The 13018-nt window shown below is 67.0% G+C and carries 13 protein-coding genes; 5 read left to right on the top strand and 8 right to left on the bottom strand.

Annotation, left to right across the window (positions count from 1 at the left end):
- Positions 1 to 475: 475 nt before the first annotated feature.
- The 8 genes from rplI to A5708_RS15685 form a co-directional block, all read right to left on the bottom strand.
- Positions 476 to 934 carry a 50S ribosomal protein L9 gene (gene rplI, locus A5708_RS15720; RefSeq protein WP_065029504.1) on the bottom strand — a complete coding sequence of 153 codons (459 nt, stop codon included), beginning with the start codon at positions 932 to 934 and terminating at the stop codon, positions 476 to 478.
- Positions 935 to 964: 30 nt separating this feature from the next.
- Positions 965 to 1219, bottom strand: coding sequence for a 30S ribosomal protein S18 (rpsR, locus tag A5708_RS15715; protein WP_003874730.1), 255 nt, complete (start codon positions 1217 to 1219; stop codon positions 965 to 967).
- Positions 1220 to 1262: 43 nt separating this feature from the next.
- Positions 1263 to 1781 (bottom strand): single-stranded DNA-binding protein, encoded by a 519-nt coding sequence (locus tag A5708_RS15710; RefSeq protein ID WP_065029503.1) that lies wholly within the window; start codon positions 1779 to 1781, stop codon positions 1263 to 1265.
- Between the two features lie 126 nt (positions 1782 to 1907).
- Complete coding sequence (gene rpsF / locus A5708_RS15705; protein ID WP_007771721.1) at positions 1908 to 2198, bottom strand: 30S ribosomal protein S6; 291 nt, start codon at positions 2196 to 2198, stop codon at positions 1908 to 1910.
- 133 nt (positions 2199 to 2331) lie between these two features.
- Positions 2332 to 2973, bottom strand: a complete 642-nt coding sequence (locus A5708_RS15700; RefSeq protein ID WP_065029502.1) for a DJ-1/PfpI family protein — start codon at positions 2971 to 2973, stop codon at positions 2332 to 2334.
- Entirely contained in the window at positions 2970 to 4634 is a 1665-nt protein-coding gene (locus A5708_RS15695; RefSeq protein WP_065029501.1) for a glycosyltransferase family 87 protein, read from the bottom strand. The genes A5708_RS15700 and A5708_RS15695 overlap by 4 nt, the downstream gene beginning before the upstream one ends.
- Positions 4631 to 7147: a transglycosylase domain-containing protein gene (locus tag A5708_RS15690; RefSeq protein WP_081292979.1), complete on the bottom strand. Its 2517-nt coding sequence runs from the start codon at positions 7145 to 7147 to the stop codon at positions 4631 to 4633. Before A5708_RS15690 ends, A5708_RS15695 begins: the two co-directional genes overlap by 4 nt.
- A gap of 145 nt (positions 7148 to 7292) precedes the next feature.
- Positions 7293 to 7727 (bottom strand): DUF5318 family protein, encoded by a 435-nt coding sequence (locus tag A5708_RS15685; RefSeq protein ID WP_065029591.1) that lies wholly within the window; start codon positions 7725 to 7727, stop codon positions 7293 to 7295.
- Between the two features lie 120 nt (positions 7728 to 7847).
- Between A5708_RS15685 and A5708_RS15680 the strand changes: the two genes are divergently transcribed.
- From A5708_RS15680 to A5708_RS15660, 5 genes are all read left to right on the top strand, one after another.
- Positions 7848 to 8726, top strand: coding sequence for a DUF1707 SHOCT-like domain-containing protein (locus A5708_RS15680; protein WP_065029499.1), 879 nt, complete (start codon positions 7848 to 7850; stop codon positions 8724 to 8726).
- 156 nt (positions 8727 to 8882) lie between these two features.
- Complete coding sequence (locus A5708_RS15675; RefSeq protein ID WP_003874738.1) at positions 8883 to 9425, top strand: PadR family transcriptional regulator; 543 nt, start codon at positions 8883 to 8885, stop codon at positions 9423 to 9425.
- A gap of 56 nt (positions 9426 to 9481) precedes the next feature.
- The gene (locus A5708_RS15670; RefSeq protein WP_064953519.1) at positions 9482 to 10579 is read left to right on the top strand and encodes an inositol-3-phosphate synthase; all 1098 of its coding nucleotides are present in this window, start codon (positions 9482 to 9484) and stop codon (positions 10577 to 10579) included.
- A 144-nt stretch (positions 10580 to 10723) separates the two neighbouring features.
- Positions 10724 to 11851 carry an LLM class flavin-dependent oxidoreductase gene (locus tag A5708_RS15665; protein WP_065029498.1) on the top strand — a complete coding sequence of 376 codons (1128 nt, stop codon included), beginning with the start codon at positions 10724 to 10726 and terminating at the stop codon, positions 11849 to 11851.
- Positions 11848 to 13017 (top strand): sulfotransferase family protein, encoded by a 1170-nt coding sequence (locus A5708_RS15660; protein ID WP_065029497.1) that lies wholly within the window; start codon positions 11848 to 11850, stop codon positions 13015 to 13017. Before A5708_RS15665 ends, A5708_RS15660 begins: the two co-directional genes overlap by 4 nt.
- Position 13018 lies beyond the last annotated feature (1 nt).

Genomic DNA, 13018 nt, shown 5'->3' with positions numbered 1-13018 from the left:
AGCGTAAGTCAAGGTGCTGACAACCTGCGCCCCAGAGCACCCGCACGCCCGGCGCCGGGACGACGTTAAACGTTGCTGGCTAGTACGCAAAGGGGGTGCTGTTCATGAAGCTGTGCATCGTGTGTGCATATCCGTCGACACCTGTGTTGAGCGGGGTGTGGAGAACCTGTGGATTAATGCAAACGGCTAGGACATCAGTGCAGATACGGGCCATACAACGGCATGGAATTCGTGTGGACAAGAATCTCTACGGCGTGTCGGGCCAGGTTACTGCGCCGGGCGTGTTGGCTTTCGGCCGTGTTTTCCCAGCGTTACGGGCCGGTAAAGCACCCCGGCGAAATACACCCCAGAAATAGTTCGCCAGGGAGCACGTCCGCGATCGCTGCCAGCGGAGTGTGGCCGCGTGTCCGCAGCACAACGACGCCCGGCGGCGGCCGATCAGGCCACCGCCGGACTCCGAGCAAATGTTGGGCGCTTAGCTCTGCGCGACGACCTCGAGCGCGACCTCGACGTCGACCTCGGGGTGCAGGTGCACCGCTACCGGGTGGGTCCCGACGGCCTTGATGTGCGATTTCGGCAACCGCACGATCCGCTTGTCCAGGTTGGGGCCGCCCGCCTTCTTGATCGCCGCGACGACGTCGCCGGCCGTCACCGAGCCGAACAGCTTTCCGGAATCGGCCGCGGTCTTCACCGGCAGCGAGACCGGGCCGAGCGCCTCGATCGCCGTCTTGAGTTCGTTGGCATGCCCGAGGTCGCGGACCGCCTTGGTTTCGCGGGCGCGGCGGATATCGTCGGCCTGCCTCTGCGCGCCGCGTGAGGCCACGATCGCCAAGCCGCGCGGGAGCAGGAAGTTACGGCCGTAACCGTCCTTGACCTCGACAGTGTCGCCGACGGTTCCAAGGTGGTCGACGTCAGCCGTCAGAATCAGCTTCATCGTTTCGTACTTTCGGTAGGCCTGCGGCGACTATCGCGCCGAGGAGGTAAAGGGCAGCAGCGCCACTTCGCGAGCGTTCTTCACCGCGATGGCGATGTCGCGCTGGTGCTGCACGCAATTGCCGGTGACGCGACGCGCACGGATCTTGCCGCGCTCGCTGATGTACGTACGCAGCAGCGCGGTGTCCTTGTAGTCGATCGCTTGATCCTTCTTGGCGCAGAAGACACATTTCCGTGCCTTGACCGGCTTTTCCGGAGCCGGCCGCCGCTTGTTGGACTTGGCCATGTCTGTTTTTCTTTCCGTTCTCTATTACTGAAGTTTCTTCGAATCAGAAGGGCGGTTCGTCGTCCCCGCCGCCGAATGAGCCCGATGCGGGGGCACTGCCCCACGGGTCGTCGGCGGGCGCGCTGCTCGCCGGTGCCGACTGCTGGCGGGATCCGCCACCACCGCCACCGCCGAAGCCGCCGCCACCACCGCCGCTGCGGCTGGCCTTGTTGACCTTGGCCGTGGCATACCGCAGCGAGGGGCCGATCTCGTCGACCTCGACCTCGAAGACGGTGCGCTTCTCACCTTCACGAGTCTCAAAAGAGCGCTGCTTGAGCCGGCCCGTGACTATTACCCGGGCACCACGCGTGAGGCTTTCCGCGACATTCTCGGCGGCTTCCCGCCAGATGTTGCACCGCAGGAACAGCGCCTCACCGTCTTTCCATTCCCCGCTCTGGCGGTCATAGATCCGGGGGGTCGACGCCACGGTGAAGTTCGCGACGGCGGCACCCGACGGGGTGAACCGCAATTCGGGGTCGGCGGTCAGGTTTCCGACAACGGTGATAGTGGTGTCACCAGCCACAGTTTCCTCCTCGTTCCAGCCTGTTCCTCGCCGCTCGGGTGGTGGGTGTCATGAGCGTACTTTCGCTGAGCTCTCCACAGCCTAAGCAGGTGCGCCGACGAGAAGCACGCGACGCAGCCAAGGCTGTTAGTGCTTGTCGGTGCGCATCACCTTGGTGCGCAGTACCGACTCGTTAAGGCTCAGCTGGCGGTCGAGCTCGGACACCGTCGCCGGTTCGGCCTTCAGGTCGACGACGACGTAGATGCCTTCGGCGTGCTTGGCGATCTCGTAGGCCAGACGGCGCCGGCCCCAGATGTCGACCTTGTCGACGGATCCACCATCCTTGCGGACGACGTTGAGGAACGTCTCCAAGGACGGGGCAACGGTGCGCTCGTCGAGCGTGGGGTCAAGAATGACCATGATTTCGTATGGACGCATGGAAACCTCACCACCTCCTCTGGTCTGTGCGGCCACGGACGTTCCGTGGCAGGAGGGTCGCCTGCGTCGGCAACCGCATCAGGGTACCGGATAGCGGACTGACCAGAAAAATCCGGCCGATTGGGCAACCGCACTACTGTCGGGCGGCCAAGTATTCCTCGGCCCTCGCCACCGTCGCGGGATCGGCCTTGGCGAGCGCGCCCGAGTCGAACGGCGGCTGCGGGTCGTATTCGATGAGCAGCTGAGCCGCCTGCGCGGCCTCGCGATCGACGAGCAGCTCCACCAGGCGTAGGGCCATGTCGATGCCGCTGGACACCCCGGCGGCCGTGATGATCCGCTGCGGCAAATGCTCGACGACTCGCCCCGGCACGTAGCGGGCCCCCAAGTGGTTGAGCAGGTCGGCGGCCCGCCAATGGGTGGTGGCGGTGAGCCCGTCCAGCAGACCGGCCGCGGCCAGGAGCAGAGCACCCGTGCACACCGAGGTGGTGAACGTCGTGTTGGGGTGTACCGCTTGCAGCCAGGCCCGGATGGCCTCGTCGTGGATGAGCTGCCGGGTGCCGATGCCGCCGGGGAACACCACCACATCGGGTGTGTCCACCTCGTCGAAGGTGGCGTCGCAGCTGACACCGAGCATCCCGTTCTCGGTCCGCACCTCACCGCGCTGGTGCCCGACGAACACGACGTCGATCGACGGAATGCGTTGCAGCACCTCGTAAGGACCCACCGCGTCGAGTGCGGTGAATCGCGGGAAGACCGGGATCGCGACCTGCGTCATGGCGTCGGCGCGACTCCGCCGGCCACCGCGGGTTGCTCGTCGGCGTCGTGGGATTCCGGGACGCTCGAGCGGCGCGAACCAACCGGTCGCAGCCAGTCCGGCACCCACCCTGGTGGCGCGTCGGGTGCGCGGTCGAACGGCCCGCCCGCCGGATCGTCCACCCGGCCGCCCCAGCGCACCAAATCCTCACCGGGCCGGTAGATCTGGCGAATCACCAACGCGCACAACACGATAACCGCGACATCCCGCAGCAGCACGGTCGTGGTGAAGAACTGTGCGGGCAGCGAACGGTTGGGGTTGCCGTACAGGTAATACATCCGCGGCACCCACACCAGGGCGTCGACGGTCATCCATGCCAGCAGTAGCCGGCGATGCGGCAGTGCGAGCACCGCCAGCGGCACCAGCCACAGCGAGAACTGCGGGCTCCACACCTTGTTGGTCAGCAGGAAAGCGGCGACCACCAAGAACAGCAGCTGCGCCACCCGTGGCCGTTGCGGGGCGGTCAGCACGATGAATGCGATTGCCGCACAACACGCCACGAACAGCACCGCGACGACGGTGTTGAGCACCGTCGGCGGCTGCCAGAACCCGAGCTTGGGATCGAACCCTCGCCAGCCGGTGAACGACTTGATGACGTTGTACACCGAGTCCATGTCGTCGCCGCGACGCGTGTTGAGCCGGAAGAACTCCGACCAGCCGCGCGGAAAGAACACCAGCACGGGCAGGTTCACCAGCAGCCAGGTCACCCCCGCCGCCACCGCGGTGCGGGCCCACGCACGCAGACGTCCGGTCCGGAGTCCGAGCAGCAGCATCGGGCCCAAGAACAGCAACGGATACAGCTTCGCCGCGGCACCCAATCCGATCAGCACCCCGGCCAGCACCGGTTTTCGTCGCGCCCAGGCCAGCAGCCCGGCCATCGCGAAAGCCGTTGCCAGCGCGTCGAAGTTGGTGAATATTTGAAAGATCAGTATCGGGGAGCCGGCCACCAGGGCCGCATCCCAGATCCGCCGCCCGGCCAGGCCGGCGCTCGCCCAGACGGTGGCCAGCCAGGCCAACGCCAGGCCGAAAGCCGCGACATCGAAGAACATCACCACCTCGGCGACCACCGGAAGCGGGGCGAGCTTGCTCACCGCGGTGTAGGTCTTGGCCAGGGCCATCGACACGTACTGATAGATCCCGGTAAGCACCGGATACTCCATGTAGCGCACCGCGGGCTGGCCGTCGTAGCGAATCTGCTGGGCGCCGGTCGAGTCGGTCTCGACCCAGCTCGACTTGTACGGAAACTTGCCCTGGCTCAACAACTCTGCGCCGTAGAGCGGCACGGTGTCGGAGTAGCAGAGCTCGTAGTAGGCGCGCTGGTTGTCCCAGTTGGCCACCCGCTGATCCGCGGTGCCGGTGCCCTTGCTCTGCAGGCAGGCCGCCTTCGTCGACCAGCCGAGCGCCAGGAATACCAGGGCGATCAAGAACATCACCCGCAGCGGGGTCATCAGCCGGGAGCGGCCGATGAGCGCGTGCCGGCCGACCGGTCCTCCGACGACGTCCGCGAGCGCGGCACCCAGAAAGTCGGTGCGGCTCGGGCAGTCTCGGTTGTCGGCGCTGCGCAGATCCGCGGCGAGCCGCTGCGGCGAGGTGGTCGCGCCGTGCTCCGCGGCGTCGGTCACGGTGGCGGTGGCGGCGCTTGGGGTCCACCCGGCGGGACGCCACCACCCGGCGGGCCACCAAACGGCGGGCCACCAAACGGGCCACCAGGAGTGCCGCCCGGCTCCGGGCCACCCGGCGGGCCGCCGGGCGCTGGCGGCGCGTTGGTGACCGTCGTCGGCGGGCCGACCGGGATGGTAATGCCTGGCGCCACTTCGATGGTGGGCTGAATGACGGTCACCGAAGGTGCCGGCGGCGGAGGCGGCGGCGCCGGGACACCCGCGTAGCCGCCGATTTCGGTCGGCTTCGGGAACGACTCGTTGGACGTGCCCTTCAGCGCGCCGTCCATGGTGGACTTCCAGATGTCCGACGGCAGCCCCGAGCCGTAGACCGGTCCGCCCGAAGCCGTTACCAGCGGGCTATCGCCTTTGGCCGTGCCCACCCACACTGCCGTCGACAGGGACGGCGTGTAGCCGACCATCCAGGCGTCCTTGTTGGAGTTGGTGTCACCGAGCTGGGTGGTGCCGGTCTTGGCCGCGGACGGCCGACCGCCGGACAGGGCGTGGCCGCGGGAGTAGGCCGCGATCGGTGCCATGGCCGCGGTGACGTTGTCCGCGACGGCCTTGGGGACGCGCTGCTCGTCCTTGTTGTCGGAGTTGGCGGCGTCGAACAGGACCTGACCGTCGGAGTTGACGACCTTTTGCACGAAGTGCGGGCGGTGGTAGACGCCGGAAGCCGCCAGCGTGGCATAGGCCGAGGCCATGTCGAACACTCGGGTTTGGTACTGGCCCAGCACAATTCCGTTGTTCGGTGGTCCGCCCTTGCCGTCCTCGGACAGGGTGTGGGCGACGCCGGGGAAGCTGGTCGCGACGCCGGCTTGGTGCGCCGCGTCCGCGACGGCCTGCGGTCCGCCCTTGAGCTTGAGCATCAGCCGGTAGTACGAGGTGTTCAGCGACATCTTGAGCGCCTGGGCGAGGTTGCAGGTCCCGCAGCTTTCGCCCTCGACGTTGGTGATCTTGATGCCGTCGACCGTCAACGGGGAGCTGTCGACCTGATAACCCAGGCCGATGCCCTGCTCGAGCGCGGCGACCAATGCGAACACTTTGAACGACGACCCGGTCTGCAGGCCGGCCTGAGCGAAGTCGAAACCGAAGGCGTCGGCGCCGCCGAAGTAGGCGCGTATCGCGCCGTCGTGCGGGTCGACCGAGACTGCGGCCGAACGCATGTCGGGGTCTTGGCCGTCGAGGTACTTCGACACCGCTTTTTCCGCCGCCTGCTGGGCCTTCGGGTCGATGGTGGTGGTGACCTGCAGGCCCTGGGTGTTCAGGGTCCGCTCGTCGATGTTGAACAACTCCATCAACTCTTTGGTCACCTGACGCTCGATCAGCCCGTTGGGCCCGGTCGTCTGGTTCTGCGCGCGCGCCTGATCCGGCGGCACGGTCGGCGGGAACTCCTGCGCCGAACGATCACTCGGAGACAGCGCCTTGGTTTCCACCATGCCGTCGAGCACCCACGCCCAGCGGGCACGGGCGCCCTGCGGATCGATCGCCGGGTCCAGTGACGACGGCCGCCGGATCAGCGCCGCCAGCAGTGCGCCCTCGGAAACCGTGAGCTGCTCGACGGGTTTGTTGAAGTAGGCCTTGGCGGCGGCCGAAATCCCGTAGGCGCCCCGCCCGAAGTAGATGATGTTCAGATACGCCTGCAGCACATCGTCTTTCGACCACTCCCCCGACATCTTGGTGGCGATGACGAGTTCCTTGGCCTTGCGCATCAGGCCGCTGACTCCGTGCTGGGCCGAACCGACCAGCGCGTTCTTCACATACTGCTGGGTGATCGTCGACCCGCCCTGCAGATCACCGCTGCCGAAGAGGTTGTTGTTCACCGCGCGCACGAAACCGCTGAAATCGAACCCCGGGTTGGAGTAGAAGTTGCGGTCTTCGGCGGCAATCACCGCCTGGCGCACATGCACGGGAACTTGGTTGATGTTGACGTCGACCCTATTGCCCTCCGGCGGGATGATCTTGGCTATCTCCGAGCCGTCGCTGGCCAGGATCGTCGAAACCTGGTTGGTGCGAAGGTCACCCGGCTTGGGGATGTCGACGATGAAGTAGGCCATCGCGAACGTGACGATCGGCAACAGCACCAGCACCGCCGCGCAGATGTACGCCCCGCGCCGGACCCACAGCCAGTTGATCTGCTCGGTCCAGGCCCAGTCTCGCCAGGGTGGGACGGGCAGCCCGCCGGGACCGGCGGGTCCTCCCGGACGTCCCGGTCGTCGCGGCGGCGGGGGCGGCCCGGCCGGCGGACCACCGCCGAGGCCGGCCCGCTCGGGCCTGCCGGGCGTCGGACCCCGGCCGTCGAGTGCGGCTTTGACCTCGTCGAGCGCGTCCCGTCGTGAGGTTGTCGACGGGGGGCCGGCCAGCGCGGCTTTGACTTCCTCGATGGGGTCGGAGCGCCGGGGCGTCCGCTCGTCTTGGACCGGCGGCAGGATCGTCGTCAGCCGATCGTCGGGCGGGGCCTTACGGCGGCGGTTGATCGTCGGCGGCGCCTCCCGGCGTTCGGGATCCCGACGACCGGCGTCCGGACGGTCGGGCTCCGGGCGCTTGTCAGAACTCTGATTGCCTCCATGCTCAGTCGCGGGCCCACGTTGGTCACCGGACGACTGGCTGTGGCGTCCTTCGTTATTCAATGGCCGTGCGGGCGTTGTTGCGCGCTGTCCGCGTGCGTCCGGTGCCCCTGGGAGGAGGTGCCGTGCGCGCCGCGCCGAGCACATAGGACTTGACGAGGTGGTTCCAGCTGCAGGTCCGGCACACCTCAACCACGTGGACGGCGAACTCCTCGAAGCGGGTTGCCAGCATCACCAGTTCTTCGGCCGTGCGCGCCGAGCCCGACACCGCACCGAGGTGCTCGCCGAACACCCACGACACCAGCGTCAGCTGCTCCTTGCGGCAGATCGGGCACATGACCTGACTCGGTTTCCCGTGAAACTTGGCGGCGCGCAGCAGATACGGGTTCGCGTCACAAACCTCGGACACACCCGTGCGGCCCGAGTACACCTCGGCCAGCAGTGAGCGCCGTCGGAGCGCGTAGTCCACCACTTGTCGCTGCAGTCGCACGCCCACCAGAGTACGTCGCCATCCCGACCAGTGATACGCAACCGAACCGTGGCGGTCCGTGCCGGGCGATCGGGGGCGGTTTCGGCGCCAAACCGGACTCGGACTTCTACGATCATCCCCGTGGCGAAATGGCTCGGGGCACCGCTGGGAGGCGGGGTGACGACGACGACCCGCGCCAAGGACAGTGACCGCCAAGACACCTGCACGGTCCTCGATGACGCCCTGGCCGACGGCGAGCTCTCCGCCGAAGAGCACCGGGAGCGGGTCAGCGCGGCCACCAAGGCGGTGACGATGGGCGACCTGCACGCCCTGGTGACCGATCTGCAGACCAACACCGGGCGGCAACTGCCCGCCCTCGACTCGCGCCCCAAGCTGCCGCGAGTCGGCGGCTGGGGAGTGCCGGCCGCCGCCTTCGTCGTGTCGGTGCTGCTGGGCGTGGGCATCGGCTGGGGGCTGTACGGGAACACACGCTCGCCGCTGGACTTCACCACCGACCCGGGGGCCAAGCCCGACGGCGTCAGTGCCGTGGTGCTGACGCCGCCCACCCAGCTGCACTCGGTCGGCGGGCTCACCGGGCTGTTCGAGCAGATGCGCAAGCGGCTGGGGGACACCGTCGGCTATCGGTTGGTGATCTACCCGACCTATGCGGTGTTGGACCGCCCGGACCCCTCCGACGATCGCCGGATGCTGGCCTATACCTACCGCGGCGGGTGGGGTGATCCGACCAGTTCGGCCAAGAGTTCCTCGGACGCCGCCGTTCCCGTCGACCTGAGCAGATTCGACGTGACGAAGGCCGTGGGCATCATGCGCGGCGCCCCCGAAACGCTGCACATGAGGCCGTCCGACGTGAAATCCACGTACCTGATCATCGAGCCGGCAACCGATCCGACCACACCGGGCTCGCTCTCGCTGTCGCTGTACGTCTCGAGCGACTACGGAGGCGGGCATATCGCCTTCGCGGGTGACGGCACCGTCAAACAGATGAGTCTGCCCACGTAAAGCCCGGTCTCACGGCTCATTTCACACCCTGCGCTGTGACGAACGGCAAACCAACAGTCAGTGGTGTTGTGGCTAATATATCGAGACGATACGATTGCGCGAGGCGTCGAACCGTCGTAACCAGCCACGCAAATCTTTTTCAGGGAGGTGATTCGATTGCTGGAGCTTGCCATCCTGGGTCTCCTGATCGAGTCGCCGATGCACGGCTACGAGTTGCGCAAGCGGCTGACCGGTCTCCTCGGTGCGTTCCGGGCGTTTTCGTACGGATCGCTCTACCCCGCCCTGCGGCGCATGCAGGCCGAGGGGTTGATCGCCGAGGATGCCGCCCCGGCCGGAACGCCGGTCCGGCGGGCCCGGCGCGTCTACCAGCTGACCGACGAGGGCCGTCGGCGCTTCGGTGAGCTGGTGGCCGACACCGGTCCGCACAACTACACCGACGACGGCTTCGGGGTACACCTGGCGTTCTTCAACCGGACTCCGGCAGAGGCGCGGATGCGCATTCTGGAAGGCCGCCGCCGTCAGGTCGAGGAACGACGGGAAGGCCTGCGCGAAGCGGTTGCGCGGGCCAGTAGCTCGTTCGACCGCTACACCCGTCAGCTTCATCAGTTGGGGCTCGAGTCCAGTGAGCGCGAGGTCAAGTGGCTCAACGAGCTCATTGCTGCGGAGCGGGCTATGCCCGGCCTCTCCGAGCAAACGTAAATCCCTGCACGAACCCAGCATCCCAGTCAGTGGTTAGAGGTTAGGAGAACGCCCATATGAGTGAGCAGAACGCGCCGCAGGCGTCGACGGAGGTACGAGTCGCCATTGTCGGCGTCGGTAACTGCGCGTCTTCGCTGGTTCAGGGCGTGCAGTACTACTACGACGCCGACGCGAACAGCACCGTGCCCGGCTTGATGCACGTGAAGTTCGGTCAGTACCACGTTCGCGACGTGAAGTTCGTCGCGGCGTTCGACGTGGACGCCAAGAAGGTCGGCTTCGACCTGTCCGAGGCGATCTTCGCGTCGGAGAACAACACCATCAAGATCGCCGACGTGCCGCCCACCAACGTGACGGTGCAGCGCGGCCCGACGCTGGACGGCATCGGCAAGTACTACGCCGACACCATCGAGGTGTCCGACGTCGAGGCCGTCGACGTGGTCCAGGCGCTGCGCGAGGCCAACGTCGACGTCCTGGTCTCCTACCTGCCGGTCGGCTCCGAAGAGGCCGACAAGTTCTACGCCCAGTGCGCCATCGACGCGGGCGTGGCGTTTGTCAACGCGCTGCCGGTGTTCATCGCCTCGGACCCGGTGTGGGCCAAGAAGTTCGCCGACGCCGGCGTGCCGATCGTGGGCGACGACATCAAGAGCCAGGTCGGCGCGACCATCACCCACCGCGTGATGGCCAAGCTGTTCGAGGACCGCGGCGTGCAGCTGGACCGCACCATGCAGCTCAACGTCGGCGGCAACATGGACTTCCTCAACATGCTCGAGCGCGAGCGACTGGAGTCCAAGAAGATCTCCAAGACGCAGGCCGTGACCTCCAACGTGCAGCGCGAGTTCAAGACGCGCGACGTGCACATCGGCCCGTCCGACCACGTCGGCTGGCTCGACGACCGCAAGTGGGCCTACGTGCGGCTGGAAGGCCGCGCCTTCGGTGACGTGCCGCTGAACCTGGAGTACAAGCTCGAGGTCTGGGACTCGCCGAACTCCGCGGGCGTCATCATCGACGCGGTGCGGGCCGCCAAGATCGCGAAGGACCGCGGCATCGGCGGCCCGGTGATCCCGGCATCGGCGTACCTGATGAAGAGCCCGCCGCAGCAGCTGCCCGACGACGTCGCGCGCACCCAGCTCGAAGAGTTCATCATCTCTGGCTAAGCCCCGACGTTCGACAGACTCCTACCGTCGGGCGTGGGCCCTGGGGACGAATTCCGGGGCTATCCCCTACCCAGGGCCCACACTCGACGCATCATCCGGAAATCATCGACATGATGCTGTGCAGGTGCTTAGCATCATGTCTCGATGACCGTTCAACCCGCAGCGTTCCTGCGCACCGCTCTCCCTCTTGACCTGTCCGGGCTCGCGGGACTCGACAGCGGCCGGTACCACTCCATCTGGCTGCCCGATCACATGGTCAGCTTCTGGCCGGACTCGATCTGGACACCCGAGTTCACCGACCTGGCCACCGCTTCCCCGTCGCCGCACCGCCACCTGGACGGGCTTGCGGTGGCGGCCGCGGCGGCCGTGCTGACCGAGCGGGTTCCTCTGGTCAGCGCCGTGGTCGACACCGTGCGCCGTCATCCCGCCATGCTCGCGCAGACGGCGCTGACCATCGATCACCTCGCCAAGGGGCGTTTCATCCTGGGGCTGGGCAGCGGCGAGGGCGAAAACACCCTGCCCTACGGCTTCGACTTCTCGCGTTCGGTCAGCCGTTTCGAGGAAGCGCTGGCGGTGATCCAGTTGCTGTGGCGCAGCGACGGCCCGGTCGACTTCGACGGCCGGTTCTATTCGCTGCATCATGCCCGCCTGGACACCGAACCCTACGAGGGCCGGCTTCCCCCGATCTGGATCGGCGCCAGCGGCCCACGAATGCTCGACATCGCGGGCCGCTACGCCGACGGGTGGTGGCCGGCGGGCGCCTGGACTCCCGAGCACTACGCCCAGATGCTCGCCGCGGTAAGGACATCCGCGGATCGCGCCGGCCGCGACCCGATGGCGATCACCCCGTGCTTCATTCAGGTGTGCCTGATCGGTGCGGACGACGCCGCGCTCGCCGAGATCCTGCGGGCTCCCCTGGTCAAGGCCTTTCTGCTGCAGGTCTCCGCAAAGACGTTGCGCGACTTCGGGTTCGAACACCCCATGGGTGAGGGCTGGCGCGGATTCCAGGACATCGACCCGGCCGTGCTCACCCGGGAGCGCATCGTGGAGTTTCTGGGCAGGGTACGACCCGAGATGGTCCTGGCCGTCGTACCCCATGGCACGCCGAAAGAGGTCGCCAAGATCGTCAAGACATACGTCGACGCCGGCCTGCGCGTGCCCAAGATCCTCGACTACAGCGCGATGGCCGGCGTGGAATACGCGCAGGCGTCGGCGGCCAACGTCCGCGCGGCCGAAGACGAGCTGATGCGGCTCTGCGGAGACCTGCCGTGACGGCACGCCTGGACGCCGCGGAGATGCTCGCCGCCGCCGAGGCAGAGACCGGGCTGCGCGACTACGGCGATCCCACCCTGCCCGAACGCTTCGCCGTCGCCGTCGACCACCTCAACGGTCTGGGCATGGATGCCGACGGCCGCTTCGAAGCCGCGCAGGTGTGTCGATGGCTGCTGACGTCGCGCCTTGAACTCATCGAAGACCGCAACCGCTACCCGATCGGTGCTGAGGTGATCGAGTCGCCGATGTTCGTCACCGGCGAACCCCGCTCGGGGACAACGCTCATGCATGCCCTGATGTCCGTCGACCCGCGCGCCCGCGCGCTGCGGTTCTGGGAGGTGATGTATCCCTCCCCGCCGCCGGGGCTGGCCGCACCCGACGACGACCGCCGGGCGCGCGCCGACGCGGACTGGCGTGAGATCAACGCAAAGATGCCGAAGTGGCTGCACAGCCACCCCTACAACGACATGCTGGGCGACGGCCTTCCCGAAGACGAGCGCACCTGGGCATTCGACTTCCGGGTGATGACGCCGACGGCGTGGTGGCGGGTGCCCATGCAGTCCCTGGTCGGCGGTCTGGCCACCGACCCGGCCGCGCAGTACCGGCTGCACAAGGCCATGCTGCAACAGCTGCAATACCAACGACCACGAAAATACTGGGTGCTGAAAGGGTTTCACGGCTTCCGGCTCAAGGAGATGTTCGACGCCTACCCCGACGCCACCCTGGTCTGGCTGCACCGGGACCCGGTACAGGTCGCGGCCTCACGCACGATGATGATGGCCGACATCGCCGAAGGCATGGTCGGTTCCGTCGACCTGCACGCCCTGGCGAAGATGCATCTGGAGTTGACGCGCGAGGGCGTCGCCAACACCATGCGCAACCCCATGGTCGACGATCCGCGCATCCTGCACATCCGCTACACCGACTTCGTCGCCGATCAAATCGCCACGGTCCGGCGGTATTACGAGTTCGCCCGACGCAAGCTCACGCCCGAGGCAGAATCGGCGGCGCGCCACTATCTGGCCAACAACCGCGGCGACCGCTACGGCAAGTTCCGCTACTCCACCCAGCTGCTGATCGACATCGGCGAAGACCTCGATGCGCTGCACGCCGAATTCCGGCCATTCCGTGAGCGATTCGGCGTCGAGATCGAGACCCGGGGCTGAC

The organism is Mycobacterium colombiense (genome assembly GCF_001672755.1).
In the GTDB taxonomy this organism is placed as follows: domain Bacteria; phylum Actinomycetota; class Actinomycetes; order Mycobacteriales; family Mycobacteriaceae; genus Mycobacterium; species Mycobacterium colombiense_C.
The sequence above is the reverse complement of the archived record's forward strand: the minus strand, read 5'-3'. Positions and strand labels throughout refer to the sequence as shown.

Excerpts from the sequence above, each read along its gene's own strand:
- rplI (WP_065029504.1), bottom strand. The coding sequence starts at position 934 with ATGAAGCTGATTCTGACGGCTGACGTCGACCACCTTGGAACCGTCGGC.
- rpsR (WP_003874730.1), bottom strand. The coding sequence starts at position 1,219 with ATGGCCAAGTCCAACAAGCGGCGGCCGGCTCCGGAAAAGCCGGTCAAG.
- rpsF (WP_007771721.1), bottom strand. The coding sequence starts at position 2,198 with ATGCGTCCATACGAAATCATGGTCATTCTTGACCCCACGCTCGACGAG.
- A5708_RS15700 (WP_065029502.1), bottom strand. The coding sequence starts at position 2,973 with ATGACGCAGGTCGCGATCCCGGTCTTCCCGCGATTCACCGCACTCGAC.
- A5708_RS15670 (WP_064953519.1), top strand. The coding sequence starts at position 9,482 with ATGAGTGAGCAGAACGCGCCGCAGGCGTCGACGGAGGTACGAGTCGCC.
- A5708_RS15665 (WP_065029498.1), top strand. The coding sequence starts at position 10,724 with ATGACCGTTCAACCCGCAGCGTTCCTGCGCACCGCTCTCCCTCTTGAC.